The organism is Sphingobium sp. IP1, from assembly GCF_002708645.1.
Classification (GTDB): domain Bacteria; phylum Pseudomonadota; class Alphaproteobacteria; order Sphingomonadales; family Sphingomonadaceae; genus Sphingobium; species Sphingobium yanoikuyae.
In genome coordinates this window covers 1-25,968 of the sequence record NZ_NOIW01000077.1, presented here as the reverse complement: position 1 = coordinate 25,968, position 25,968 = coordinate 1, and the positions used below count along the sequence as shown (strand labels likewise).

General features: G+C 65.4%; 20 protein-coding genes. 4 read left to right on the top strand and 16 right to left on the bottom strand.

Annotated features, from left to right (window positions below; translation table 11 throughout):
- From CG471_RS21335 to CG471_RS21275, 13 genes are all read right to left on the bottom strand, one after another.
- The coding region (locus CG471_RS21335) for an A24 family peptidase (protein WP_143560254.1) at nucleotides 1–418 on the bottom strand (418 nt) is incomplete at its 3' end.
- Nucleotides 415–1,137 (bottom strand): type II secretion system protein N, encoded by a 723-nt coding sequence (gene gspN, locus CG471_RS21330; RefSeq protein ID WP_099233637.1) that lies wholly within the window; start codon nucleotides 1,135–1,137, stop codon nucleotides 415–417. The genes CG471_RS21335 and gspN, both read right to left, overlap by 4 nt.
- Nucleotides 1,134–1,622, bottom strand: a complete 489-nt coding sequence (gene gspM, locus CG471_RS21325; RefSeq protein ID WP_099233636.1) for a type II secretion system protein GspM — start codon at nucleotides 1,620–1,622, stop codon at nucleotides 1,134–1,136. The genes gspN and gspM overlap by 4 nt, the downstream gene beginning before the upstream one ends.
- A complete protein-coding gene (gspL, locus tag CG471_RS21320; RefSeq protein ID WP_099233635.1) occupies nucleotides 1,619–2,737 on the bottom strand; it encodes a type II secretion system protein GspL in 1,119 nt (372 codons plus the stop codon). The genes gspM and gspL overlap by 4 nt, the downstream gene beginning before the upstream one ends.
- On the bottom strand, nucleotides 2,734–3,729 hold the full coding sequence (gene gspK, locus CG471_RS21315) for a type II secretion system minor pseudopilin GspK (protein WP_099233634.1): 996 nt from the start codon (nucleotides 3,727–3,729) through the stop codon (nucleotides 2,734–2,736). The genes gspL and gspK overlap by 4 nt, the downstream gene beginning before the upstream one ends.
- Nucleotides 3,716–4,402, bottom strand: a complete 687-nt coding sequence (gene gspJ, locus CG471_RS21310) for a type II secretion system minor pseudopilin GspJ (protein ID WP_099233633.1) — start codon at nucleotides 4,400–4,402, stop codon at nucleotides 3,716–3,718. Before gspJ ends, gspK begins: the two co-directional genes overlap by 14 nt.
- A complete protein-coding gene (gene gspI / locus CG471_RS21305; protein ID WP_099233638.1) occupies nucleotides 4,402–4,764 on the bottom strand; it encodes a type II secretion system minor pseudopilin GspI in 363 nt (120 codons plus the stop codon). Before gspI ends, gspJ begins: the two co-directional genes overlap by 1 nt.
- 64 nt (nucleotides 4,765–4,828) lie before the next feature.
- Nucleotides 4,829–5,278, bottom strand: coding sequence for a GspH/FimT family pseudopilin (locus CG471_RS21300; protein WP_099233632.1), 450 nt, complete (start codon nucleotides 5,276–5,278; stop codon nucleotides 4,829–4,831).
- Nucleotides 5,279–5,390: 112 nt separating this feature from the next.
- Nucleotides 5,391–5,897, bottom strand: coding sequence for a type II secretion system major pseudopilin GspG (gene gspG, locus CG471_RS21295; RefSeq protein ID WP_306552772.1), 507 nt, complete (start codon nucleotides 5,895–5,897; stop codon nucleotides 5,391–5,393).
- 11 nt (nucleotides 5,898–5,908) lie between these two features.
- Nucleotides 5,909–7,126 carry a type II secretion system inner membrane protein GspF gene (gspF, locus tag CG471_RS21290; protein WP_099233630.1) on the bottom strand — a complete coding sequence of 406 codons (1,218 nt, stop codon included), beginning with the start codon at nucleotides 7,124–7,126 and terminating at the stop codon, nucleotides 5,909–5,911.
- On the bottom strand, nucleotides 7,119–8,633 hold the full coding sequence (gspE, locus tag CG471_RS21285; RefSeq protein WP_099233629.1) for a type II secretion system ATPase GspE: 1,515 nt from the start codon (nucleotides 8,631–8,633) through the stop codon (nucleotides 7,119–7,121). Before gspE ends, gspF begins: the two co-directional genes overlap by 8 nt.
- Nucleotides 8,634–8,656: 23 nt before the next feature.
- The gene (gspD, locus tag CG471_RS21280) at nucleotides 8,657–10,909 is read right to left on the bottom strand and encodes a type II secretion system secretin GspD (protein ID WP_099233628.1); all 2,253 of its coding nucleotides are present in this window, start codon (nucleotides 10,907–10,909) and stop codon (nucleotides 8,657–8,659) included.
- Complete coding sequence (locus CG471_RS21275; protein ID WP_099233627.1) at nucleotides 10,906–11,766, bottom strand: type II secretion system protein N; 861 nt, start codon at nucleotides 11,764–11,766, stop codon at nucleotides 10,906–10,908. The genes gspD and CG471_RS21275 overlap by 4 nt, the downstream gene beginning before the upstream one ends.
- 184 nt (nucleotides 11,767–11,950) lie before the next feature.
- On the opposite strand from CG471_RS21275, the gene CG471_RS21270 reads away from it, so the two are divergent.
- Nucleotides 11,951–12,610: a 2OG-Fe(II) oxygenase gene (locus CG471_RS21270; RefSeq protein WP_099233626.1), complete on the top strand. Its 660-nt coding sequence runs from the start codon at nucleotides 11,951–11,953 to the stop codon at nucleotides 12,608–12,610.
- 141 nt (nucleotides 12,611–12,751) lie between these two features.
- Here the strand turns inward: CG471_RS21270 and CG471_RS21265 are convergent, their stop codons facing one another.
- Nucleotides 12,752–14,881, bottom strand: a complete 2,130-nt coding sequence (locus tag CG471_RS21265; protein WP_099233624.1) for a TonB-dependent receptor domain-containing protein — start codon at nucleotides 14,879–14,881, stop codon at nucleotides 12,752–12,754.
- Nucleotides 14,882–15,321: 440 nt separating this feature from the next.
- Between CG471_RS21265 and CG471_RS21260 the strand changes: the two genes are divergently transcribed.
- From CG471_RS21260 to CG471_RS21250, 3 genes are all read left to right on the top strand, one after another.
- On the top strand, nucleotides 15,322–18,087 hold the full coding sequence (locus CG471_RS21260; protein WP_099233622.1) for a bifunctional aconitate hydratase 2/2-methylisocitrate dehydratase: 2,766 nt from the start codon (nucleotides 15,322–15,324) through the stop codon (nucleotides 18,085–18,087).
- Between the two features lie 278 nt (nucleotides 18,088–18,365).
- Entirely contained in the window at nucleotides 18,366–20,723 is a 2,358-nt protein-coding gene (locus tag CG471_RS21255) for an arylsulfatase (protein WP_099233620.1), read from the top strand.
- A 484-nt stretch (nucleotides 20,724–21,207) separates the two neighbouring features.
- Complete coding sequence (locus CG471_RS21250; protein ID WP_257211641.1) at nucleotides 21,208–21,717, top strand: hypothetical protein; 510 nt, start codon at nucleotides 21,208–21,210, stop codon at nucleotides 21,715–21,717.
- Between the two features lie 73 nt (nucleotides 21,718–21,790).
- On the opposite strand, the gene CG471_RS21245 is transcribed toward CG471_RS21250, so the two are convergent.
- Both CG471_RS21245 and CG471_RS21240 read right to left on the bottom strand, forming a co-directional pair.
- Nucleotides 21,791–24,490, bottom strand: coding sequence for a TonB-dependent receptor domain-containing protein (locus CG471_RS21245; RefSeq protein WP_099233616.1), 2,700 nt, complete (start codon nucleotides 24,488–24,490; stop codon nucleotides 21,791–21,793).
- A 91-nt stretch (nucleotides 24,491–24,581) separates the two neighbouring features.
- A partial coding sequence (locus CG471_RS21240; protein ID WP_099233614.1) for a hypothetical protein occupies nucleotides 24,582–25,968 on the bottom strand: 1,387 nt, incomplete at its 5' end.

Sequence of the window (25,968 nt, the reverse complement as noted above, 5' to 3'; positions counted from 1 at the left end):
GCCCCAAGGTGAAGCCGAAGAAGGCCAGCGGCAGGGTCAGCGCATCGGGCAGCCAGAAATGGCGCCAGTCCAGTAGCGCCAGGGTCAGCAGCAGCCAGCCGAGCAGCGCCCAGCCGATCCCGCCCAGATCCGGCACGAACCCCAGCGCCAGCGCGCCGATGATGGCGCAGCCCGCCTCCACCCGGCCATGGAGCGGATCGATCGCCGCGCCGCAGGTCCGGCATCGGCCGCGCTGCACCAGCGCGCTCAGCATCGGCACCAGGTCGATCGGCCCCAGCACCCGGCCACAGCCGTCGCAGGCCGACCGGCCGCGCATCACGCCCCGCCCCTGCGGCCAGCGCAGGATCAGGGTGGCAAGGAAGCTGCCCGCGATCGCACCCGCAACCGCGCCGACCAGGGCCGCCCAGGGATCGATCACAACGTCCCTTCGACCTTCAGCACATAGGCGTTGCCGACCGTGGCGAAGCCCGCCTGCCCCAGTGTCCCGGCCAGCGCCGGGTCGGCGGTTTCCACCCGCATTTCCGCAGTATAGCGGCCTGACCGCCAGATGCGCAGGTTGATCTTCTCCATCCCCGACTGGCTGACCAGCGGCAGCAGCAGCGCATCACCATCGCAGGCGACCGTGCCCGACAGCCCCTGCGACAGGTTCAGCCCGGCAATCTGCGTCGCCATCCGCGCCCGCACCCGGCCTTCGGCATGGCCGCAGACATCGCCGCGATAATAGCCGCTGACATCCTCCATCATCAGCCCGCTGACCGGCAGCGGCGCGAAGGTGCGGCCCAGCGGCACCGAGCCGGTCACGTCATCGATGCCGATCCGGTCGAGCCCGACCGTCAGCGCCCCTTGGATGTCGTCGGGCTGGCCGCGATGCCGGGCAATATCGAACCGGGCCCGGCCGACCAGCAGCGAGATCGGCGACAGGCCGGCGCGCACCGACCCCATCGGCATTTCGCCGAGCATCAACTGGTCGATCCGTCCGCTCCACACGCTGCCGCGTATCTCGCGCGCGGCCAGGCCCAGCCGGTCAAGCTGCGCCAGCCCCAGCGCCACGCGCATCGGAATGAAGAGGATCAGGCCGAATATGAACAGCGCGATCAGGATGATGCGCATCCGGCGCGACAGGATCAGCCCCTTCATTGGCCACCTCCGCGCACCAGCACCGCCTGCACCGACACGCTGCCCGCCGTCGGCGAGGGCCGCGCGCTCATCGTCTCGACGCGCAGCCCCTGCGCCTCCAGCCCCGCAATCCAGCTCATCATCGCCACCGGACGGACCGAGGCGATGGCGATTTCCATCCGGTCATTGCCCTGCGGCTGCGCCCGTTCCAGCGTCAGCCCGGCCTCGCCCGCGCTCTGGCCGACAAATTGTTCGATCGGGATGGTCGGGCCGGTCGGCGCGGGCCTGCGCGGCAGATGCTTCAGCAGCTTCACCTTGGCGCGGATCGCCGCATTGCGATCGGTCGCCTCGCGCAAAGCATCGCGGGCGGAAACCTGCGCATGGGTCAGCGGCCGGGCCACGCCCAGCCACAATATGACCACTGCCAGCAGCGCGAACATCACGCCCAGCATCCATTGCTCGCGCGGCGACCGCTCGATCCAATAGGCTTTCATCCTGTCCATCATGACCGCACCGTAATATCTGCCAGCGTGCGCCCGCCCGGATCCTGGGACGGGGTCGCCGTGATCGTGTAACCGGCCGCCTGCAACGCCAGCAGCACGATGTTGATGTCATCCGCCTTGGCGGCAGCCAGCGTCGCGCGCACCATGCCGTCGGGATCGCGCGACAGCGACGTCAGCGACACGCCCGGCGCATCCTGCATTGCGCTCATCAGTCCGGCGACCGGCGCGGTGAAGGCATAGGCGCCGGCCCCGCGCGCGGCGAGTTGCCGGTCCATCTCCGCCTCGACCTGCATCACGTCCGAAGCCTCCGGCAACACCTGCCGCGCCAGCGCCAGGCTCTCGCCATCGACCTGGCTGGCGGCGACATTCTGCCGCACCAGCGTCACCAGGCTGATGAGCAGGCTGGCCAGCAGGATCAGGCCGCACCAGATCGCGATCCGGCCCAGCGCCCGGGTATCGATCTGCCGCCGCACCCGCTTGGCGAAATCGCCCTGGCGCAGGTCGATCGGCGGCGCGTCGAGTGCGGCAACCAGCCGCGCATCGATCCCGTCCGCCGCGACCGCCCGCACCGGCGCATCGCCGATCAGTTCGGGCAGCGCCATGTCGCCGGTCAGCGCCATGTCCGCGCCGCGCAGCACCTGCGCACCGCCAATCATTCCGGATACGAAACCAACTTCATTTTCCGGCAGCAACAGCGCCGCCGGCACGATGAGGTCCGGGTCGAGCCCATGATGCTGCGCCCAGAGCAGCCAATGCTGCATGTCACTGCGCGCCGCGACCGCCACGATATGCGGGCGGGCGGGATCGTCATTCTCGTCGGCGGCGGCGAACAGCTGGTCGGACGGCAGGATGGCGCCGGCCAGCGCGCCCAGCCGCGCCGCCGCCCGCCCCTGTCGCGCCGGCAGGTCGGGGTGCGACACCCAGTGCAGCGCCACCAGTGCGGCCGGCGGCACCAGCATCACCCGCGCCTTGTCGGACAGCGCGGCAAGGCCACAGGCGGCCAGCCAGTTGGCCCCGGCGCCGGTCTGGACGATCGCGCCATCCACCACCCGCATCCATGTCGGCGCGTCCTCCGCCCCCTCGGGCAGGGCAATGATCAGGGCATCGGCCGAACTCATGCGCCCGTCCCCCAATCGCGCCGCACCAGCCGGATCGGCGGTTGCCGGGCATCGATCAGCCCGCGCTCCACCACTTGCGTTCCCCCTACATTCACCGACACGTCCACTCTGAAAAATCCCGTCGTCAACTTGACCTGCTCGGCCACCTCGGTGAGCGGGCTGAGCCCGACCAGAGAGGGTGCCTGCCAGAATTGCGGTATGCTGCCGTAGCCTTCCGCCGGCCGTTGCGCCAGCAATTGCCGTGCCTGCGCCACGCTCAACTGCCCCGGCAGCAGCATCGCGAACAAGGGCGCCTGATCGGGCAGCAAGGTATTGATATTGATCGGCGACATGTCCGACACCGGCAGCGCGCAGACCCAGGGCCGGACCAGATCATAGACCGCCGGCGTGATGCCGTTCACCGCCCGCAATTCGCTGGCGTCGACCATGAAGCGGTTGGCGGTGCGATAGGGCCGCGCCGCGCGGGCATAGATCTCGTCCTCCGCCCCAGCCGGCTGGGGCACGCTGTCGGTATCGATCCAGTCTGCGAGCGAAGCGGCGGCGACCTGCGCCTGGCGCACATCGACGCCCAGCGCCTGCAACAGCGCCTGGAACTGCGACACCGCCACCGGGCGCACCTTCAGGCTGTTCTCATTATTGCCGGCGACCACGCTGTTGAGGTTGAAGCAGTTGCTGCCGTCGGTCACCCGCGCCGTCGCCATGCCGCCGGGCACCGGGATCGCCTGCGGCGTGCCCATCCAGTTGCCCGCAAGCGTCGTCTTGCCGGGGCTGGCCGCGACCAGATCGCCGATCTTGAGGCGCGCGATCACCATGCCGGCATCGGCGAAGGCCCGCCCCTGATCGACCGCGCCGCCATTGCCGGTCATCCGTGTCGCCAGCGCCACGCGTTCGAGGGCCGTGGCCGCCACCACCGCCATCACAGCGACCAGCAGCAATACGGTCAGCAGCGCGGCGCCGCGCTCTTCGGGCCGGTTGGGATCAGGCCGCCGCATTGGCCGCCTCCTGATCGTCAAGCGGCGCTTCCTTGGGACCGGGCGCCACCAGGAAGCGCAGCGTGACCGGCGGCTCGCCGGTGCGCTTGACCACCATTTCCACCGCGCGCGGCATCAGGTCGGGCTGGCCTGGCGTCCACTCCTCGCGCCACTCGCCCTCCCCATCGCGGAAGCGCAGCGTCACCTCCTCGACATGGTCGAGCAGCGCCGCCGGCTCGTCGCCCGCTGCCCCGTCGATCTGGGCATAGCCGCGCCGTTCCAGCCGGCCCTGCCGCACCCAATATTCGACCTTCTGCAAGGACGGCCGGGGCAGATCGCCCAGATTGTCCCATCCGCCGCGCACGAACTGCATCACCGGCTGTTCCTCGCCATCGCGATGCGCCCAGAAGGCCGGCGCCAGCGTCCCCGCCTCGGTGCGACTGATGCGCGGCACCGCCTGGCCAAGATCGGCCGACAGCGCCCCCGCGGCCCGCTGGATCGCCGCCATGTCGTCCAGCCGCGCCTTGACCTGCGCCTGCGCCGTCACGCTGTTGCCCAGCAACAGCACGCCCGCCGCGGCCAGCATCGCAAAGATCATCAGCGCGACGAGCAGCTCGATCAGCGTGAAGCCGTGTTCGGCGGAACGCCTCAAAGACGTGAAGCCTTGTTCTCCCTGTGGCTTCTCCGGCCTCATCACTCCACCTCCCGCAGGAAGCTGAGCACCACCGGCGATGCGCCCGGCTGGCCATCGACCACCAGATCGACCTGCAACAGGCGCTTGTCCTCGGTCGCCTTGACAGTGCGGGTCCAGTGCCAGCGGCGGCCGCCATTCTCGACCTCGCCATCCTCCTCGCCGACCGAGGGCGGGGCGACATCGCTCTGCACCTCGACCATCAGGTTGCGCGCGACGATCTGGCCCAGCGCCTTGCTGTCGAGATCGGCGGCGGTGCGCAGCGTCACCCCCTGCAACCGCACCAGCGCCAAAGCCGCCAGGCTGAACACCGCCAGCGCAACCAGCATTTCTAGCAGCGTGAAGCCGTGTTCGGCGGAACGCATAGAAGACGTGAAGCCGTTTTCGGCGGAACGCGACGAAGGCGCGACGCCCTTTTCATTGCGCCGATCAACCACCGACCAACACCTTTCCGGCCATATCGACGCTGACCTGCACCCGCTCCGCCTCGCGCGCCAGGGTGATGGTCAGCGGATCGGTGGGCAGGCCGGTGCCGTCGAAGGCGATCTGCTGGCGGCCGTCCTGGCCCACGAGCGCCCGCGTGCCGGTCTTCCAATTGGCGCTGACGAAGGGCTTTTCCTCCATCGGCACCCATTGGCCGCCCTCGCGGCGCTGGAAGCCATAGCCCGAGGCGGAGACCCACACGCCCATCGGGCGCGCGGTGACGACCGCTTCGTCGCGCGCGGCGGCAACGCGCGCGGCAAAGCGGTCGGCATCGTCGACGATCCGGCCGCGCGGATCGGGAATGGCGATCACCACGGCAGCCGAAATGAAGCCGATGATCGTCAGCACGACCATCAGCTCTATGAGGGTAAAGCCCTGTTGGGCGGAACGCGACAAAGGCGTAAAGCCGTTGCGTGGCGGAGGCGATGCCCCACCACCGTTCGGGCTGAGCCTGTCGAAGCCCCCTGCCGAGCGGAGCGAGGCACCTCGCTCCGCTCGACGTGCGGCATCACATTTCGCTGGAATAGATGTCCGCATTCTCATTCTCGCCGCCCGGCTGGCCATCGGCGCCCAGCGAGCTGATGTCGAACGCGCCCTTCTTGCCTGGCACGGTGTAGATATAGGCGCGGCCCCACGGATCCTGCGGCAGCTTCTTGATGTAACCGCCACGGCGATAGCGCTGCGGCTGCGCCAGCGAGGCGGGCGGGTTGAGCAGTGCCTGCAGCCCATCCGACGCGGCGGGATAGGTCAGGTTGTCGAGGCGATATTGCTCCAGCGCCTGCTCGATGGTCGAAATATCGGCCTTCGCCTTTTCGACGCGGGCGGTATCGGTGGCGGGAATGACGTTGATCGCCACGATCGTCGCCAGCAGCCCGATGATGACGATCACGACCATCAGTTCGACCAGCGTGAAGCCGTTTTCGGCGGAGCGCCGAAAGGGCGTGAAGCCGTCTTCGGCGGAACGCCCCACTTGCTTTTCGCAATGCGCATGAGAGTGGGAGAGGATCTTTCGCATATTCTACTCCTTCAAGCCCCGGTCAGGCTTTGCAGCTGCAGGATCGGCAGCAGGATGGACAGGATGATGACGGCGACGATGCCGCCCATCAATATGATGATGATCGGCTCCAGCATGGCGAGCGCGGCCGAGGTGAAGGCGTCGAACTCGCGCTCCAGATAATCGGCCGCGCGCTCCAGCATCGTGTCGAGCCGCCCGGCACTCTCGCCGCTCGCCGCCAGATAGACCAGCAACGGGGGAAACACCCCTGCCCGCTTCAACGCCGCCGACAGGCTGCCACCGCCCCGGATCGCCTCGACAATCTCGTCCGACGCCTTGCGCAGCACCCGATTATGCACCGTGTTGGCGGTCAGCGACAGCCCCTCCATCAGCGGCAGCCGGCTCGCCACCATGGTGGAGAGCGTGCGCGCCATCCGCGCGGCATGCAGGTCGCGGATCAGCCGGCCCAGCACCGGCAGGCCCAGCAACATCGCGTCGAAGCGATAGCGGAAGCTGTCGATCTTGAGCGCGCGCCAGAAGCCGAAGGCGCCAAGCCCGATCAGGATCAGCAACAACCACCAATAGCCCGCCAGAAAGGCGGAAATGCCCATCACCATGCGCGTGAGCAACGGCAATTGCTGGCCCACCGTGTCGAACTGCTCAACCACCTTGGGCACGACGAAGATCATCAGCGCCGCGACCACGAACACGGCAAAGGTCGCCAGCACGGAAGGATAGGCAATCGCGGTCAGCACCTTGGACCGCATCACCGCCTGCCGCTCCATCAGTTCGGACAGACGCTCCATGATGGTGGGCAGGCTGCCCGAGCTTTCGCCGGCCGAGATCATCGCGCGATAGAGGGCAGGAAAGCTTTTCGGCTCCGCGCCCAGCGCATCGGCCAGCCGCCGCCCCTCCAGCACGCCGGAATGGACCTTGCCCACGATCGCCCGGACATGATCCTGCTCGCTCTGCCGGCTGATCGTGCGCAGCGACTCCTCCAGCGGGCTCACCTGGATCAGGGTGGAAAGCTGCCGGGTGAAAAGCGTCAGTTCCTTGGCCGACAGCTTGGGCGCGCGCAGCGACAGGCCGGCCCGCTTGCGCGCGACCGACGCCGCGCCCGGCTCCAGCCGCACGACGAACAACTTGCGCGCATCCAGCTTTACCCGTGCCTCGTCCAGGCTGTCCGCCTTGACGCTGCCCTTGCGTTCCTTGCCCGCCGGGTCGATCGCGACATAGTCGAAATCAGCCATCGGCAATGTTTTCCACCTCGGTCGCATCGCGGCGCGACACGCGGATCGCTTCCTCGGCCGTGGTCTGGCCGTCGCGCACCAGCGCGCGCGCAGCCGACCCCAGGTTCGGCGCATTGAGGAAGGCATGGCGGGCGATCAGCGATTCGTCGCCGCCATCGTTGATCAGGCGGCGGATCGTGTCGTCGACGCGGATCGCCTCGAACACGCCGATCCGGCCCTTGTAGCCGGTGCCATTGCATTCGTCGCAGCCGCGCGCCCGGTAGATGATCGTGCCCGGATCGAAACCCAGCAGGGCGCTCGCCGACTTGTCAGCCTGCACCGGCTCGCGGCAATGCTGGCACAGCCGTCGCACCAGCCGCTGGGCGACAACGGCGCGCAGCGTGGAGGCGAGCAGGAAGGGTTCGACCCGCATGTCGCGCATACGAGTGATCGCGCCGACCGCGTCATTGGTATGGACGGTCGACAGCACGAGATGGCCGGTCAGCGATGCCTGCACCGCGATCTCGGCGGTCTCGCGGTCGCGGATTTCGCCGACCATCACGACATCGGGATCCTGGCGCAGGATCGCGCGCAGCCCGGCGGCAAAGGTCAGGCCGACCTTGGCATTGACCTGGGTCTGGCCGACGCCCTCCATCGCATATTCGACCGGGTCTTCGACGGTCAGGATGTTGCGGCTGCCATCATTCAGGTTGCGCAGGCCGGCATAGAGCGTGGTGGTCTTGCCGGAACCGGTCGGCCCGGTGACCAGGATGATGCCGTTGGGCTCGCTCAGCCCCTCGCGGAAGATGCGGTCGGGCGCGCCGGTCATGCCCAGCAGGTCGAGCGTGATGCCGGCATTTTCCTTGTCCAGGATACGCAGCACCACCCGCTCGCCCGCCCGACTCGGCAGGGTCGATACGCGCACGTCGAGCAGCTTGCCGCCCAGCGTCAGGCCGATGCGCCCATCCTGCGGCACGCGCCGTTCGGCAATGTCGAGCCGCGCCATCACCTTGATGCGGCTGACCACCACCGGCGCGACATGCGGCGGCATGCGCAGCGTCTCGCGCAGCACGCCATCCACGCGCATCCGCACGATCAGGCCCGTCTCATAGGGTTCGATATGAATGTCCGACACGCCCTGGCGCGCGGCCTCGGCAATGATGCCGTTGATCAGGCGGATCGCCGGCGCGTCGTCCGCGCTGTCGAGCAGATCGTCGGCGGTCGGAATGTCGGCGGCCAATATGTCCAGCTCGTCCGCGCCGACGTCGATCGACCCGGCCATGGCGGCGGCACTGCCCTCCATCGCATAATGATCGGACAGATGCCGGTCGAACTGCGGTGCCTCGACAAAGCGCACGTCGAAGCTGCGGGCGAGATGCCGGCGCACCTCCAGCAGCACGCGCGGATCGCTGCCCTCGCGCACCGCGATCGACAGTCGCTCGCCATCCTGCGGCAGCATCACCACGCCATGCTTGCGGGCAAAGCCATAGGGGATGTCGACCGGTCGTGGCGGAAGAACCGACGGCATTACCGTCACATGCTCCTGTTCGCTCACTTCTGCTCTCCGCTTGGCGGCAGGTCGACCGGGCGGACGACGCCGCTCGACTGCCGCACCGTGGGTTCGATGACCTGGACCTGCCCCGGTGCCGGCGAAGTCGCCGGCGAAGCGGCCGGCGCACCGGCCTGCGGTTCGACCAGCATGTCGCCGGGCTGCGGCGCGATCGGCGGCTGCGCGCCCATATAGTCGCGCACCAGCTCGTCGATGGTCGGCTCGCTGTCCGGGCTGCGCTGCAACTGCATGCCGCGCACATAGCCATAGCGCTGCTGGGTCAGGCGCTGCGCATCTTCCTTGGTGCGCAGGATGGTCGGCCGGATGAAGACCATGAGGTTGGTCTTGGTCCGGCTCTTGCTGCGCGACTTGAACAGCTCGCCAATGCCCGGAATGTCGGACAGCAGCGGGATGCGCTCGATCGTCTTGCGCTCATTATCGTCCAGCAGGCCGCCCAGCGCCAGGATTTCGCCGTCATCGACCGTGACCGTGGTCTCGATCTCGCGCTTGTTGATGATCAGGTCGCTGCTTGAATTGCTGACCGGGCCGGCCACGCTCGACACTTCCTGCTTCAGGAACAGCTTGATCGCGCCGCCGGTGTTGATCTGCGGCTTCACCTCCAGCTTGATGCCGACATCCTGGCGCTGGACGGTGCGGAACTGGTTGTCGAAATTCTGGCTCAGCGCCTCGCCGGTGGTCACCGGCACCTGCTGGCCGACCAGGATCGACGCCTTCTGATTGTCCAGCGTCATCACCGACGGCGTGGAAAGCAGATTGCTCTCGGTATCCGACTTCACCGCATTGATGATCGCGCCGAAAATGCCGTTCTTCCCGATCTGGGTGCCAAGGCCCCCGACGATGCCGGTCGCGCTGGCCAGGCTGTCAACCGCCGCCTGGGTCAGGCTGCTGGCCAGGTCGCTGTTGGTCTGCGTCTCGGTCGTCGTGGTCGTGCCGTCGGCCGCCACCACCGTCGTCTTGGTGGTGCCCAGCTTGGTCGCGCCATAGGCGCCTGCAATGGTGATCAGGCTGGGTGAGGCATTGCTGTAATTGGTCGCGGCAAAGCCGGTCGACGTGCTGCCCAGCAGGAACTGCACGCCCAGCTTCTTGGCTGCCGCATCGCTGATCTCGACGATGATCGCCTCCACCAGCACCTGCTCGCGGCGGGTATCGATCTGGCGGATGGTCTCGCCCAGCATGCGCTGCACGTCGCTGTTGGCGGCAACGATGATCGCATTGGCGCCTTCATAGCGGGTGACGATCGCCGGGCCGCGGGTCGAAATGCCACTGCCGCTCGATCCGCTGGAGCCGGCTGCGACCGGTGCCGCCGCCGCGCTGGCCGGAGCCGCGCCGCCGCCAGCGCCGCCGCTGGCGCCCGCCGCCGGCACCGAGGAGGTGACGGGCGAACTGCTCGACTGGCCGATCAGCTGCTGCAACACCGGCAACAGCTTCTCCGCATCGGCATGTTCCAGCCAGTAAACGCGGATTTCCGTGCCGCTCGCCGCCTGACGATCCAGCTCGCGCGCCATATTGGCCAGGCGCGTGACTGTGTTCACATCGCCGCGAATGGCGATCGCATTGCTGCTGTCGATCGGCACCACGCTGGCGGCCGCCGGCGCGCCATTCTCGCCGCCGCCACTCTGCACCAGCGCCTGCAGCGATGTCGCGATCTCGCGCGCACCGGCATTTTTCAACATCACCATCTGGGTCGAGCTGGTGTCGCGATCTACCCGCGCAATCACCTGGCGGATGCGCGCGACATTATCGGCATAGTCGGCAACGACGATGCTGTTGCCGGCGCGATTGGCGGTGACCGTGCCTTCCTTGCTGATCAGCGGGCGCAGCGTTTCCAGCACACTTGCCGCATCGACCGAGCGCAGGCGGAAGACTTCAGTGACGAAGCTGTTGCGGGTCGCTGCCCGGCCCACCGCGCTGGGCTGGCCGGCCGCGCCGTCCGCCGGCTGGATGCGATAGGCGCCACCGGGCGCTGGCACCGCGACCAGCCCATTGGCGCGCAGCGTCGACAGCACGATCTCGAAATATTCCGACTTGGACAGCGGCCGGTCGGTCACCACCGACACCTTGCCCTGCACCCGGTTGTCGATGATGAAGGTGCGGCCGGTGACGCGCGCGGCATCCTGGATGAAGGCGCGGATATCGGCATCGCGCACATTCAGCGTCTGCTGCGCATGTCCGGGAACCGGGGCAGCCAGGACCAGCGCGAGGGCGGCGGAATATTTGAGGATATGTCTGGTCATTGGCCTTGCAATATCAGGTTGATCGGCACGGTGACGGCGCCGCGCTCCACGGTCAGGGACAGGCGTGCGCCGGGCACGATCTGGTTCTGCAATGATGCCAGGTCACCGGCCGATCCGATCGGCTGGCCGTTGATCTGGGTCACGATGTCACCGGCCTGGAAACCGGCATTTTGAAAGCCCGGCCCCTTGGGGCTCAGCACCAGCCCGGTCACCCGGCCATTCTGGGTGCGCGGGGAAAAGCCGATGTCGCGCTTCACCGCATCGGCGCTCGGCGCATCGCGGCCCGGCACCGGCGAGGGCGCACCTTCGCCCGGCGCCATATCCCCCTCGGGCGCGCCGCCCGGCCCACCAGCCGGTCCGCCGGCCGCCGACGCCGGCTGGGACTGGTCGAGGAACACCTGTTCCTCCGCCCCGCCGCGATCGATGGTCACATGATCGAAGAACACCGCCTTCAGCACCACGCCCGGCATGATCTCGTCGCCCACGGCATAGCTGTTCTGGATGCCGTCGGGCGTCGCCAGGATCGCCGATCCCTGCCCCGTCCCCTCGTTCAGCCGCACGCCATAGAGCGTCAGCGCCAGCGAGGTGACGACGCCATTGCCCGCCTGCGGCGCGCCGGTGCGGAAAAAGGGATCGAAGCTGGCGAACAGCGCCTGCCGCGCACTGGCCGACAGTACTTGCGCCTGACGCCCTTCCCAGGGACCAAAGGCACCGACCGGCGTCAGCAACACCCATACCAGCCGGGCCAGCTGCAATGCCAGCACTGCCAGCAACAGCTTCTCGACCAGCCCCAGCCAATCGACCGGCCGCGCATAGCGCCGCCACCCTTGCAACTTGTCGCCGAACGGCACACGCATGAGCCGAAATGTCCCCCTTGGTTCGCCCGCCTGCTAGGCAACTCTTCTTACTGCCAGATGACGTTTATGTTACCATAATATGACAGGTAGCAATGGGGCCGCGACGATGCTTGCATTTCGCAGGGTCAACGATAGCTAGGGCCACGGAAACCGGCCTGCAGCGCCGTCATTCGCGGAAATGCCCATGACCTTGTCCGACCCGATCCTGTCACCGCCCGCCGTACCCGACGCCGATCCGGCCTGGATCGCCAGCCATCCCCGCGTCCAGCGGGTGCCCAGCAAGGATCTCACCCTGTTCATCCAGCGTGATTTCCTGAGCCTTGAGGAATGCGCGCAGGTGATCGCGCGGATCGATGCGGACCGTCGCCCCTCGACCATCGCGGACGCCAATGGCGATGGCTATTTCCGCACCAGCGAGACCTGTGACCTCGACCATGGCGACCCGTTCGTCGCCGCCATCAACGCCCGGCTCGACAGCTTCGCCGGCATCGCCACCCAATATGGCGAACCGATCCAGGGCCAGCGCTATGGCGTCGGCCAGGAATTCAAGGCGCACACCGATTATTTCGAGCCCAAGGGCGCGGACTATGACACATTCTGCGCGGTCGCGGGCAACCGCACCTGGACCTTGATGGTCTATCTCAACGAGCCCGCCGCCGGCGGCGCCACCCGCTTCACGAAGATCGGCAAGACGGTGCAGCCCGAAACCGGCAAGCTGCTCGCCTGGAACAACCGCATCACCCCGGATCGCTTCAACCCCGCCAGCATCCACCACGGCATGAAGGTCCGCAGCGGCGTCAAGCATGTCATCACCAAATGGTATCGCGAACGCCCCTGGGGCTGAAGGCGATGCCCCAGGCGGCGCACATATTTCAGCCGCGCTGGGTGGTTTTCCGCCAGCGGGGTGTGCGTTCGCAACGTCCGCCCTGCAAGGCAACTATGACACCGCCCCACGCTTCGCGCGCAGGGCGGGGTCCTTCTCCCGTCAGAAGTCGACCGTGGCCGAGAGCCAGAGGCGGCGCCCTTCCTGGTTGATCGAATAGGCCGGGGTCCAGGCGGTCACATTGGCCGCAGTCTGATAGGGCACATAGACCGCATAGTCGGTGTCGAGGATGTTGTAGAGCGTCGCCGACAGGCGGAAGGCCGGCGCGACCTGGTAGGAACCGCCCAGGTGGAAGACTTCATAGCTGCGGAAGTCGCCCACGGCCGTCTGCTGGACATTGGCACCGCGATAACGGCTCGACCGCACTTCCGCCCGTGCCCAGACGCTGGCCTTGTCGCCCAGCTTCCAGCGCAGATTGCCGTTCAGCATATGCTTGGGCATGCCGATCAGCGGCAGCCCTTCTTCCGATCCGCTGAGCTGCTCGGTCTCGGTATAGGTATAGTTGGCCGACAGCGACAGGGTGGAGGTCAGCGCGAAACGGGTTGCCACCTCGATGCCGCGGGTGCGGGCCTTGTCGATGTTGATCGACTGGCTGAACATCTCGACATTGGGGAAATTGCCGACATCGACGCAGCCCGGCAGGTTGGGCGCGGCCGAGAACTGGCAATTGGGCACCCCCGGCCCGCTGGCGATCTTGTCGGTGAAATCATTGTTGAACAGGGTGACATTGCCGCTGAAGAAGCCGTCGCCGTCATAATAGAGGCCCGCTTCATAGCTGGTGCTGGTTTCCGGCGTCAGGCCCGGCGATCCCAGCAGCGGCACCCGCCCCTGGCTGCCGAAGCCGATGATGCCCTCGGCAATCTGTTCGACGCGTGGCGTCTTGAAACCGCGGCTGACACCGCCCTTCAGGGTCAGCGCATCATTGATGTTCCACACCGCATAGGCGCGCGGCGACCATTTGTCGCCAAAGGTCGAGTGATTGTCGTAGCGCGCGCCGCCGGTGATGTTGAAGCCGTCGACGACGGTCAGCGTCGCTTCGGCAAAGCCCGCCCACTGGGTGAACTTGAACGGCTCGGGGGCCACGCCCTCGACCATGCGCGCCTTCCAATATTGGCCGCCGACGGTGAAGGCCACCGCGCCCGCCTTGCCGGCAAAGCGGGAATCGATGATGTCGTTGCGCGCCTCCAGCGTGCGCGGGCTGCCCGGCACCGCGCCCGGCGTGCCATTGGGGATCAGGCGGCCGATCGTCTCGGTCTCGTTGCGGGTCAGGGTGGTGTCGAGCTGGCCGAAACCCATGCGCCAGCTGTGCGCGATCACATAATTGCTGCGGTTGAACCGCTGTTCGGGGGCATAGCCGCCCGATCCCAGCGTGCCGAGCTGGCCCCGGCTATTGTCATAGCTTTGTTCATTGCGATCATATTCGAACCACAGGTCATGATCGGCATGGGGCGTCAACGTCAGCCGGCCGCCATAATTATAGATGTCCGATTCCACCGGGTTGCGGCCCAAGGTCAGCGCCGGATCGCCGGGGATCTCGATGTCGGAGCCGGCGCGGTGGAACACGCTGCCGCGCAGGGTCAGGCCGGCCAGCCCCTTGATGATCGGCCCCTGGGCAAAGCCGTTAACCGACTGGATATTGCCAAAGCGGTCATCGCCCTGGATCGTGCTTTCGGCGCTGGCGGTGCCGACCCAGCGATCGCCGACCTTGCGGGTGATGATGTTGACGACGCCGCCCATCGCGTCCGAGCCGTAGAGGGTGGACATCGGGCCGCGCACCACCTCGATCCGGTCGATCGCGGAGAAGGGCGGCAGGAAGCTGGTGGAGGTTTCGCCAAAGCCGTTGGGCGTGACGCCGCCGGGCGCATTCTGGCGCCGGCCGTCGATCAGCACCAGCGTATAGTCGCTGGGCATGCCGCGGATCGAGATGTTGAGGCCGCCGGTCTTGCCCGCTTCGCCGCCGACATCGACGCCCTGCACATCCTGTAGTGCCTCGGCCAGGCTGCCGAACCGTTTTTCCTGCAATTCCTCGCGGCCCAGCACGGTGATGCTGGCCGGTGCCTCGATGATATTCTGTTCATAGCCGGCCGCGGTGACGACGATCGCGCTGGACTGCGCATCGGCGTCGGCATCGGGCGCCTGCGCCTGGGCGGCGACGGGCAGTGCGAGCGCACCGATCAGGGCAGCGCCCCCCAGCAGATGGGCACGCGTCGAGAAGATTGCAGGAAATGGCATTTCAGACCCCCATTGAAATAATAGTGCGACTTAGTCGCATTAGAATTTCACGGGCTGATGTGGAGGAAGAAGGTAGTGGTCAATCAATGATGATATGCCCGGCCGCCTGCGCAACAATTTCTCACAATCGCGACACCGGCGGAGCGCATGCCTCTTCTTTGCGGGACATGTTGGAGCCGCCTGGGCAACATAAGAAGGGTTGCAGACATCATGGTGGCACCCAATATCCGCTTCGACACTCGTCCGCCGCTACGGATCGCCTCCGCTCCCTGCGGAGCGAGCGCCGGGGCGATCCGGATCGGTGCATCCGGGCCTATCGGACAGCTTGCAAGCCGGGCGATCTTGGCCTACGCGCGACCCGTCACCGCCCCAGGTCGGTCCATAAAGCCGTCCGGTGGTGCCGCGCCCGGATTCATACACTTTATGGCATTGGATTTATAATGAGCATCTACCTGGATTATCTGGCCGAAATCGACAGCAGGAAAGTCCAGGGGCTCGCACCCAAGCCGATCGACGACGGCGCCCTCGTCGCCGAACTCATCACCCTGATCCAGGACGCGGGCAGCGAACATCGCGCCGACGCGCTCAAATTCTTCATCTACAACACCCTGCCCGGCACCACCAGCGCTGCGGGCGTAAAGGCCGACTTCCTCAAGAAGATCGTGCTGGGCGACGTCACCGTCGCGGAAATCACCCCCGCCTTCGCGCTGGAACTGCTCAGCCATATGAAGGGCGGCCCCTCGATCGCCGTGCTGCTCGACATCGCGCTCGGCGATGACGCGGCGCTGGCCGTTCAGGCGGGTGACGTCCTGAAGACCCAGGTCTTCCTCTACGACGCCGACATGTTCCGCCTGCGCGACGCCTTCGCCGCCGGCAATGCCGTCGCCAAGGATGTGCTGGAAAGCTATGCCAAGGCCGAATTCTTCACCAAGCTTCCCGAGGTCGAGGACGAGATCAAGGTCGTGACCTTCATCGCCGGCGAAGGCGATATCTCGACCGACCTGCTCTCGCCGGGCAACCAGGCCCACTCGCGTTCGGACCGCGAACTGCACGGCCTGTGCATGATCTCGCCCGAGGCGCAGCAGGAAATCGTGGCCCTGAAGGCCCAGCATCCCGACGCGCGCGTGATGCTGATCGCCGAGAAGGGCACGATGGGCGTTGGCTCGTCGCGTATGTCGGGCGTCAACAATGTGGCACTGTGGGCCGGCAAGCAGCAGAGCCCCTATGTCCCCTTCGTCAACTATGCGCCCGTCGTCGCCGGCACCAACGGCATCTCGCCGATCTTCGCGACCACCGTGGACGTGACCGGCGGCATCGGCCTCAACCTCAAGAACTGGGTCAAGATGACCGGCCCGGATGGCAAGGCGATCCTCAACAATGACGGCAATCCGGTGCTGGAGGAGGCCTTCTCGGTCGCGACCGGCACGGTGCTGAAGATCGACGTCAAGAACAAGAAGCTGACCGACGAGGCCGGCAAGGAACTGGTCGACGTCGCCGCCGCCTTCACGCCGCAGAAGATGGAATTCATGAAGGCGGGCAGCAGCTACGCCATCGTCTTCGGCAAGAAGCTGCAGACCTTCGCCGCCGAGACGCTGGGCATCGAAGCGCCCAAGGTGTTCGCGCCGAACAAGGAAATCACGGTCGACGACCAGGGCCTGACCGCCGTGGAGAAGATCTTCAACCGCAACGCCGTGGGCGTGACGCTGGGCAAGGTGCTGCATGCCGGTTCGGACGTCCGCGTGAAGGTCAACATCGTCGGCTCGCAGGACACCACCGGCCTGATGACCGCGCAGGAACTGGAGGCGATGGCCGCCACCGTCATCTCGCCGCTGGTCGATGGCGCCTATCAGTCGGGCTGCCACACCGCATCGGTGTGGGACAAGAAGGCTCAGGCCAACATCCCCAAGCTCATGAGCTTCATGAACAATTTCGGCCTGATCACCGCGCGCGACCCCAAGGGCGTCTATCACGCGATGACCGACGTCATCCACAAGGTGCTGAACGACATCACCGTGGACGACTGGGCGATCATCATCGGCGGCGACAGCCACACCCGCATGTCGAAGGGCGTCGCCTTCGGCGCGGACTCCGGCACGGTTGCGCTGGCGCTGGCCACCGGTGAAGCCACCATGCCGATCCCGCAGTCGGTCAAGGTCACCTTCAAGGGCCAGATGGCGCCCTATATGGACTTCCGCGACGTCGTCCACGCCACCCAGGCGCAGATGCTCCACCAGTTCGCTGGCGAGAATGTCTTCCAGGGCCGCATCATCGAAGTCCATATCGGCACGCTGCTGGCCGACCAGGCCTTCACCTTCACCGACTGGACCGCCGAGATGAAGGCGAAGGCGTCGATCTGCATCTCGCAGGACGAAACGCTGATCGAGTCGCTGGAAATCGCCAAGTCGCGCATCCAGATCATGATCGACAAGGGCATGGAAAATGCCGCCGGCACGCTCAAGGGCCTGATCGCTCTGGCCGACAAGCGCATCGCCGAGATCCGCTCGGGCGAGAAGCCCGCTCTGTCGCCCGACGCCAACGCCAAATATTACGCCGAAGTCGTCGTCGACCTCGACCAGATCGACGAACCGATGATCGCCGACCCGGACGTCAACAATGCCGACGTGTCGAAGCGCTACACCCATGACACCATCCGCCCGGTTTCCTATTATGGCGGCACCAAGAAGGTGGACCTGGGCTTCATCGGATCGTGCATGGTCCACAAGGGCGACATGAAGATCCTGGCCCAGATGCTCAAGAACATCGAAGCCGCCGAAGGCAAGGTCGAGTTCAAGGCGCCGCTGGTCGTCGCCCCGCCGACCTACAACATCGTCGACGAGTTGAAGGCCGAAGGCGACTGGGATGTGCTCAAGAAGTACGCCGGCTTCGAATTCGACGACAGCCACCCCAAGAACACCGCCCGCACCGAATATGAGAACACCCTCTATCTGGAGCGTCCGGGCTGCAACCTGTGCATGGGCAACCAGGAAAAGGCCGCGAAGGGCGACACCGTCCTCGCCACCTCGACCCGCCTGTTCCAGGGCCGCGTGGTGGAAGACACGGCGAACAAGAAGGGCGAATCCCTCCTCGCCTCGACCCCGCTGGTGGTGCTCTCGACCATCCTGGGCCGCACGCCCAACATGGACGAATATAAGAAGGCGGTGGTCGGCATCGACCTCACCAAGTTCGCCCCGCCCAAGGCGGCCTGATCAACACCGCCACCCGATCGCAGGATCGGGCGGCGGTATCAGGACAGCGATGATCAGAAGCGGCGCGGGACAGTATCCCGCGCCGCTTTTTCATGTGCGGTTGGGGCGATCACCGCTTTGGAAAAACGGTTGCGCGCGTAGCACCGCGGCGTGCGAGCGCATCGTGCTGACAGCCCAGCACTGGATTGGCAAAGGTCTCGGGACAAACCCCAATAGCCATCATATTCTCTTACATTAGGCTTCATGTCGTCCAGTCCATCCCGAACGAGGATAGCAGCATGTCGACCAAGAAGCGTTCGTCCGAACTCAACCGTTACGTCCTGCCGATCCCGGAACGCGTACCGCCCCACGACACGCCGATGAATGCCAAGGAGGCGCAGAGCCCGCCGGCCAAGGAATTTCTCCGCCCGCCCGCTGGCGCCCCCAATGTGCTCATCGTCCTGATCGATGACATGGGCTTTGGTGCCAGCAGTGCCTTTGGCGGCCCCTGCGCCATGCCCAACGCCGAACGGGTTGCGAAGGAAGGCATACGCTTCACCCGCTTCCATACCACCGCGCTCTGCTCGCCATCGCGTCAGGCGCTACTGTGCGGACGCAATCATCACACGGTGAACATGGGCGGCATCACCGAAGTTGCCACCGCCATGCCCGGCAATACCGGCCTGCGCCCCGACACTTGTGCGACGATCGCCCAGATTCTCAAATATAATGGCTACAGCACCGGTGCCTTCGGCAAGATGCACCAGACGCCGACCTGGGAAACCAGCCCGTCCGGTCCGTTCGACCATTGGCCGACCGGCGACGGTTTCGAGAAATTCTACGGCTTCCTGGGCGGCGACTGCAACCAATATGCCCCGCCGCTGGTCGATGGCATAACGCAGATCGAGCCGCCCAAGAGCATCGAGGAGGGCTATCACCTGACCGAGGATCTGGTCGATCAGGTCATCAACTGGACCGGTTCGCTGCAGACCTTCACGCCGGACAAGCCCTGGTTCGCCTATCTGGCCTTTGGCGCCACCCATGCGCCGCATCATGTGCCCAAGGAATGGGTCGATCAGTATAAAGGCAAGTTCGATCACGGCTATAACAAGCAGCGCGACATCACCTTCGCAAAGCAGAAGGAACTGGGCGTCATCCCCAAGGATGCGGAACTGACCGCGCCGACCGAATGGCTACCCGAATGGGACGAACTGACCGACGATGATCGCAAGGTTTCCTGCCGCCTGGCCGAAACCTATGCGGCCTTCGCCACCCATACCGACCATCATGTCGGCCGGCTGCTCGATACGCTGGAACAGCGCGGCGTCTTGCAGGACACGCTGGTCATCTACATTCTTGGCGACAATGGATCGTCGGCCGAAGCCGGCCCCTATGGCACCTTCAACGAAATGGCCTATCAGAACAGCATCGGCATGACGACGGCGGACATCCTGCCGCGCATCGACGAGATCGGCAGCCCCAGCGCCTTCAACCACATGCCGTCGGGCTGGGCGCACGCGATGAACGCCCCCTATCAATGGAGCAAGATCGTCGCTTCCCATTGGGGCGGTACCCGCGTCGGCATGACGATGCGCTGGCCCGAGAAGATCAAGGCCAAGGGCGAAATGCGCCATCAGTTCCATCACCTGATCGACATCGCCCCGACCATCCTGGAACTGGCCGGCGTGCCCGAACCCGATTTCGTCAACGGCATCCAGCAAAAGCCGATGGAAGGCACCAGCATGGCCTATCTGTTCGACGAGCCGGAGGCCGACGATCGGCACAACACCCAATATTTCGAGATCGGCTGCAACCGCGGCATCTATCACGAAGGCTGGACCGCCGTGACCATGCACCGCCTGCCCTGGCCCGACCCGCGCGAAAAGCCGATGGAGATCGAAGACGAGCCGTGGGAACTTTACGGCCCGGATGACTGGACCCAGGCGCATAATATCGCGGACCAGAATCCCGAGATGCTGCGCAAGCTGCAGGACCGCTTCCTGATCGAGGCGACCAAATATAATGTTCTGCCGCTCGACCCGCGCCAGCGCGAACGTTTCGACGCCCGTGTCGCCGGCCGGCCCGACCTGCTCAACGGCCGCACGTCCATGACCTTCCGGCCGGGCATGACCCGGATGAACGAGAATACCGTCCCCAACATCAAGAACACCAATTTCACCGTCACCGCGAAGGTCGAATTGGGCACCGAACCGACCAATGGCGCCATCGTCGCGCAAGGTGGCAAGTTCGGCGGCTGGTGCCTCTATATGAAGGACGGCGTGCTCGCCTATGCCCATAATTGGGTCGGGCTGGAAACCTTCACCGTTCGCGCGGATGAAGCATTGGGCAAAGGCAGCCATGAACTGCTGCTCGACTTCGAATATGATGGCGGCGGCGCCGGCAAGGGCGGCAATGTCACGCTGAAGGCCGACGGCAAGGCGATCGGCAAGGGGCGGGTGGAAAAAACCGTGCCGGCCATCTTCTCCTTCGACGATTTCATGGACATCGGCCAGGATAATGGCGAACCGGTTGTCGAGGATTATGGCCCAACCGGCGGCAAGTTCACCGGAACGATCGAGACCGTGACGATCGATATCAGCGGCGAATCCCATCATGACCATGATTTGCTGCTGAAGGCGAAGCACGCCAAACAGTAAGAGCCGGGCCAGTGAACGGGAATTTCCATCTCGTTCGCTGGCCGCCATTCTGCAGGCCCCCTTTCCTATTCGGCCTTTCCCTGTTCTATCCTGCTTAATGGAACCGCCCTCCTGCCATCCTGCCGCCTGTTGCCATCTGTCGCGTGACGGATGCGTCGATGTCGCTTCGCTGTCGCCTGGCAGGCGCTTGGGACACGCTTCGGCATGACCTGCCCTGCCGTCCAACAGGTGCGTTCCAGGCGCGCGACGCGCGCGTCATGGGGGCGGCACAGGAGCAAAAGGCCCCGAAACCCCGTTTACACTGTGAACTTCGTAGGAGAATCCCACTGGCGCGTCGCGGGTCGGGCCTCTGCCCTCCCCTTGCAGCGCCGTTCCCCATCTCCGCGACGATGGCTGCGCGCCTGCCCGACCGCACGTGCGGCCAGCCTCTTTCCTTTCGCACCCGTCATGGCATGACGGGAACAATGCACGGGGGGAGGATCGCGTGATTACAGCCTATGACAGGAGCATGGCGCCGTTCGACTGGGCGGCGATCCTCTATCTGATCTTCTTTGCCCTCTTATTCCTGGGCGCCCGCTGGTGGAAGCGATCCGGGCGACGGATGCCGCGCTATACGCCGGCTGCGATCCTGCTTGCCGGCCTGTGGTTCGGCGGCCTGCCGCTGGTCGACCAGTTGCGGGTCAGCGCCATGGACATGGACCAGATGAGCGTGACCAAGGGGCGGATCAGCAAGCTGTGGGACATCCGCACGCGCAGCCGGAATACCGAACCCCTCTCCTTCCAGAAGCATCAGACCAATGTCACCCATGGCTTCGACATCGGCGAGGAGAGTTTCTCCTGGCGCGGCGGCAGTCGCTGTCCGGTGGCAACCTTCTGCGGCTTTGCCGGCGGCCCGCCCTATCTGCGCGAAGGGCAGAAAGTGGAAGTAACCTGGTTCGCCGACCCGCTGCGCTTTGGCAAGCGCCGGATCGTGAAGCTGCTCATCGAGAAATGAGCCTGCGCCGTCGATCCCTCAACGCAAAAGGGCGCCCGATCGGGCGCCCTTCCCGTTTCGGCTGTGCCTGACGTCAGAAGGTCGTCGACAGCGAGAAGTTGAAGGTCGTGCCATAATTATAGGCGTTGTAGATGACCTTGTTGGTGCCGTTCGACTGGCTTTCCTCATAGTCGTTGCCCAGGATGTTGCGCACCTCGAACTTGGCGTCGAACTGGCGCCCCGCGACATAGACACCCTGGCGCGCCACGAAGTCCAGGTTGATGCCGGGATGTTCATAGACGTCCGGCTGGTCCTGGTTGGCCAGGCCACGGCTGGTCACGCGCTTGCTGGCATAGGACAGGATCAGCGTCTGCTGCGACAGCCTGTCCTGGTCTTCCAGGCCGAACTGGAAGTTGACCAGATGGTCCGACTGGCCCGTCAGCGGCGAACCGTTGCGGAAATAGTCGGTCGCCAGCGTCGACGACGCGCCGAACACGGCGGTCGTATCACCTTCCTTCACCTTCAGCTTCGACTTGGTGTAGGTATAGTTGGCGATCGTCACCAGACGGCGGGTCGAGAAGAACGCGCTGTCCGACATGGACGACAGGTCGAAATATTTCTGCAGCTCGACTTCGCCACCATAAAGGTCGGCCTTGGGCGCGTTGGCGAAGCTGGTGACGAAATTGTCGCCGTTGAGCGTGATGAAGGTTTCGATCGGGTTGTCGATCTTCTTGAAGAAGCCCGACAGCGAGAAGCGCTGATCCCGCGCGAAATACCATTCATAGCGCGCTTCCGCGTTGAACAGCTTGCTGTCCTGCAGATAGGGGTTGCCCTGATAGCGACGGTTGGTGTCCGGATCGAAGTAGAATTGATAGATCAGCTCGCGGAACTGCGGCCGGGCAATGGTCTTCGACGCGTTCAGGCGCACCTGCATGTCGTCGCGCATCTGCCAGGTCAGCGTGCCGCTGGGCAGCCAGTAATCATTGTCGAGCTGGGTCGACGCCGTGCTGGCGCCCGGCGTGCTGAACACCTGGATCGGCGACACGGTCAGCTTGGCCGTTTCGTAACGCACGCCCGCGTCGAGCGACAGGTCATCCAGGATCTGCCAGTTCAGCTTGCCATAGCCGGCATGGTTCTTGAGCGTCGCACGGAAGGCGGGATTGCCTTCGTTGGTCTCGATCAGGCTGATGTCATAATAGTTGACGATGCCCGGCGCCAGCAGCAGGTCAGGGCGCAGCACGCCCACGCCCTCGGGCATGTCGCTCGACGCGCGGAACTGGAAGTCGCGGCGCGAGCTGGTGCGGTTGGTGTCGACATAAGCATAGCCGGCGGTCAGCGCCATGTCGGCCGACGGCTTCCAGGTCAGGTCCGCGCCGCCCGACCACAGATCCTCGTTGAGGTCGGAGAAGCTGACCGTCGCGGTCTGGCCGGTATTGCCGTTCAGACGGTTGACGAACAGATTGCCATAGGGGTCGGCCGCTGCATTGGTGCGGATATATTCGAACGACAGTTCATAGGGGGCTTCGCGCTGCGAATTGGCGAAGCCGCCGCGCACGTCTAGGCTGAACGCCGGGCTCAGCTTGAACTCGCCCACCACCTGCGTGTCGATCAGCTGGCGCTCATACCAGGCGGTATCCTGCTCCATGATGTCCGACGTCGGCTGGGTCTGCGTGTTGCCCAGGCCCATGCGGGTGTGCTTGAGCGTGTCGCGGATATAGAGGTTGGTCCAGCGGATCTTGTTGTCGCCAAACTCCAGGCCCAGGCCCAGCAGGCCGTTGACGACGATGCGATTGTCGGTGGTGACGCGCTGGAAATCCGAATTGAGCGCCGACAGGTCGGGCGTGATCGAATTTTGCTGGCGCTGGTCGCGCGTGGTCCACTTGTTGCTGTAGCCCGCAGTGGCGATCAGGCCCAGGGTCGAACCACCCAGGTCGAACGAGGTGCCGCCCGAGATGGTCGCCGAATAATTGGGGTCGATATCCTTGATGCGCTGGACGGTGCCCTTGCTGAAGCGCACCATTTCCGCCGCGATCGCAGTGCTGTCGACATTGCCCGAACTGATCCGTTCGCCGCTGGCGAAGAAGGCGGCGAGCGCCGGCGGAATGTCGCGGCTGCCATTGTCGAAGCCGGTCCAGTCGCTCTTGCTGCCATAATAGCTATAGCCCATCTGATAGGTGGTTTCGGTGTTGGCACCGATACCGCCGCTGATCGTCAGGAAGCTTTCCGCCGGCACCGCATTGGTCGTCAGGTTGATGACGCCGCCGCCGAACTCGCCGGGATAATTGGCCGAATAGCTCTTCTGCACCATCGACGATGAGACGATGTTGGTCGGGAACAGGTCCAGCGGCACGACGCGCTTGAGCGGCTCGGGGCTGGGCAGCGGCGAACCGTTCAGCAGTGCGAGCGAATAGCGATCACCGAGGCCGCGGACATAGACATAGCCGTTGCCGACCACCGACAGGCCGGTGACGCGGCCCAGCGCGCCGGCAATATTGCCGTCGCCCGTCCGGGCGATATCGGCCGAAGACAGGACCGAAACCACCGCCGGAATATTCTTCTGGACGTTGGCACTGCGGCGGCCGGTGACGATGATGTCGGAACCGGGGACCGAAATGTCGGGCGCAGCTTCCGGATCCTCGGCAGTCGAACGACCGGCAGCGGCAGCAGGATCGGCCGCCTGCGGGTCGGACGTGGTGGCATCGGCGGGCGCGGGCACTTCCTGGGCCAGCGCGGCCGGCGCGACCAGCGCAGTGGAAAGCAGCAGCAGGCCCGCGAACTTGAGCGGCGTCGCCATCGAATATCCCCTAGATAAGGTCATTGCACGTTTCGGGGCGGGATGCGGCCGATCATGGCCCCCCCCCGCCCCGCATCAGGTCCGTCCCGTCTTAGAGCGGGATCGAGGTGCAGGCGCGGCGCGCGGTGCTGGTGCTGTCAAACGGCGCGTAGGCCGAGTTGCAGGTCCAGCCGGCGAACCAGGTGTCGTTGGCGTCCTTGACCGCGCCGACATAGGTCGTCGTGTCGAAGAAGCTGTCCAGCGTCTTGGCGTCGATCGCGGTGGCGGCGGTTTCGGCCGCACCGTTGATGAACACCGCGCTCAGCGAGGCCGTGTAGGCATCATTGTTGTTGTTGCCGCTGAAGATGGCAGCGACATCGGCGGCGGTGTAGGCGGTCGCGCCGCTGCCCGAACCGATATACTTGGTCGCGTTGCACTGCATCAGGACCGAACGGGCGGTCAGCGTGGCGCGGGTCGAAGCGGTGCCGGTGCCATGCAGGCGGACGCACTCGTTGTTCGGCGACACGACGATGCCGTTCACCAGCGACAGATCGCTGTTGCCGCGGTTCAGGATCGAGGCCTGGTCATTGGCTTCGTTGTTGCTGCTGACCTGCGACTGGATCGCGGTGAAGTTGGCAACGATGGTGTTCTGGCGCGGGGTATCGCTTTCCAGACCATTGCTGTCGATTTCCATCAGCGCGTCGCCCTGGCCCGGACGCTGCACGATCAGCACATATTGGAAGCGACCCTGGATGCCGGTGTCGGCGTCGAGGCTGTCATCATCCGCGCCGGTGGCGATATAATGCTTCATGCGCACGGTGCCGCCGAAGAATTCCGCGCCGTCGTCCGAGCTGTTGAAGCTCTGGATATAGTCCAGAGTGGTGCCGCTGCCGATACTTTCGCCGGTCAGCGCCTGCAGTTCGGTGTTGGCGCCCAGAACATAGCCCGAATAGCGGATCTGGACATATTTCATGGTGCCGGCATTGTAGGCGTCGTCACGACCGCCAAAGGTCGCCGGATCGGCCGAACCTTCGGTCTGGCGTTCGCAAGTGTCGGCGCCAACCGAACCGCTGTTGCAGTCGGTGGTGCGCGCACGGCCCATCAGCACGACGCCGCCCCACTGGCCCATCGACGTTTCGGTCGAGTTGCCGTTGATATTGTCGCGGCTGGTGAAGATGATCGGCGAGGTCGCGGTGCCGACGGCGTTGATCTTGTTGCCGCGGTTGACGGCCAGCCAGCTGGTGCCGGTGCCGCCATAGACGATGACGCCCGGCTCGATGGTCAGGGTAACGTTGGTGTCGGCGGTCAGCTGACCGTTGGTCAGGCTGAAGCCATTGGCGGTGGTGCAGCCCACGGTCGAGCTGGTGACCGGCGCCGAGGTGGTGGGCGCAGCGAAGCCGCTGTCGCAGCCGACGTCGACGCGGCCCTTCATCTGATAGACCAGACCGGCGATCTTGGGCAGGGTGATGCTCTTGGCGATGATCGAGGGCAGCGTGCAG

Excerpts from the sequence above, each read along its gene's own strand:
- gspK (WP_099233634.1), bottom strand. The coding sequence starts at position 3,729 with ATGCGGCGGCCTGATCCCAACCGGCCCGAAGAGCGCGGCGCCGCGCTG.
- gspE (WP_099233629.1), bottom strand. The coding sequence starts at position 8,633 with ATGCCGTCGGTTCTTCCGCCACGACCGGTCGACATCCCCTATGGCTTT.
- CG471_RS21255 (WP_099233620.1), top strand. The coding sequence starts at position 18,366 with ATGTCGACCAAGAAGCGTTCGTCCGAACTCAACCGTTACGTCCTGCCG.
- gspL (WP_099233635.1), bottom strand. The coding sequence starts at position 2,737 with ATGAGTTCGGCCGATGCCCTGATCATTGCCCTGCCCGAGGGGGCGGAG.
- gspM (WP_099233636.1), bottom strand. The coding sequence starts at position 1,622 with ATGATGGACAGGATGAAAGCCTATTGGATCGAGCGGTCGCCGCGCGAG.
- CG471_RS21270 (WP_099233626.1), top strand. The coding sequence starts at position 11,951 with ATGACCTTGTCCGACCCGATCCTGTCACCGCCCGCCGTACCCGACGCC.
- CG471_RS21265 (WP_099233624.1), bottom strand. The coding sequence starts at position 14,881 with ATGCCATTTCCTGCAATCTTCTCGACGCGTGCCCATCTGCTGGGGGGC.
- CG471_RS21260 (WP_099233622.1), top strand. The coding sequence starts at position 15,322 with ATGAGCATCTACCTGGATTATCTGGCCGAAATCGACAGCAGGAAAGTC.
- gspG (WP_306552772.1), bottom strand. The coding sequence starts at position 5,897 with ATGCGAAAGATCCTCTCCCACTCTCATGCGCATTGCGAAAAGCAAGTG.
- gspI (WP_099233638.1), bottom strand. The coding sequence starts at position 4,764 with ATGCGTTCCGCCGAACACGGCTTCACGCTGCTAGAAATGCTGGTTGCG.
- CG471_RS21275 (WP_099233627.1), bottom strand. The coding sequence starts at position 11,766 with ATGCGTGTGCCGTTCGGCGACAAGTTGCAAGGGTGGCGGCGCTATGCG.
- gspJ (WP_099233633.1), bottom strand. The coding sequence starts at position 4,402 with ATGAGGCCGGAGAAGCCACAGGGAGAACAAGGCTTCACGTCTTTGAGG.
- gspN (WP_099233637.1), bottom strand. The coding sequence starts at position 1,137 with ATGAAGGGGCTGATCCTGTCGCGCCGGATGCGCATCATCCTGATCGCG.
- CG471_RS21245 (WP_099233616.1), bottom strand. The coding sequence starts at position 24,490 with ATGGCGACGCCGCTCAAGTTCGCGGGCCTGCTGCTGCTTTCCACTGCG.
- gspF (WP_099233630.1), bottom strand. The coding sequence starts at position 7,126 with ATGGCTGATTTCGACTATGTCGCGATCGACCCGGCGGGCAAGGAACGC.
- gspD (WP_099233628.1), bottom strand. The coding sequence starts at position 10,909 with ATGACCAGACATATCCTCAAATATTCCGCCGCCCTCGCGCTGGTCCTG.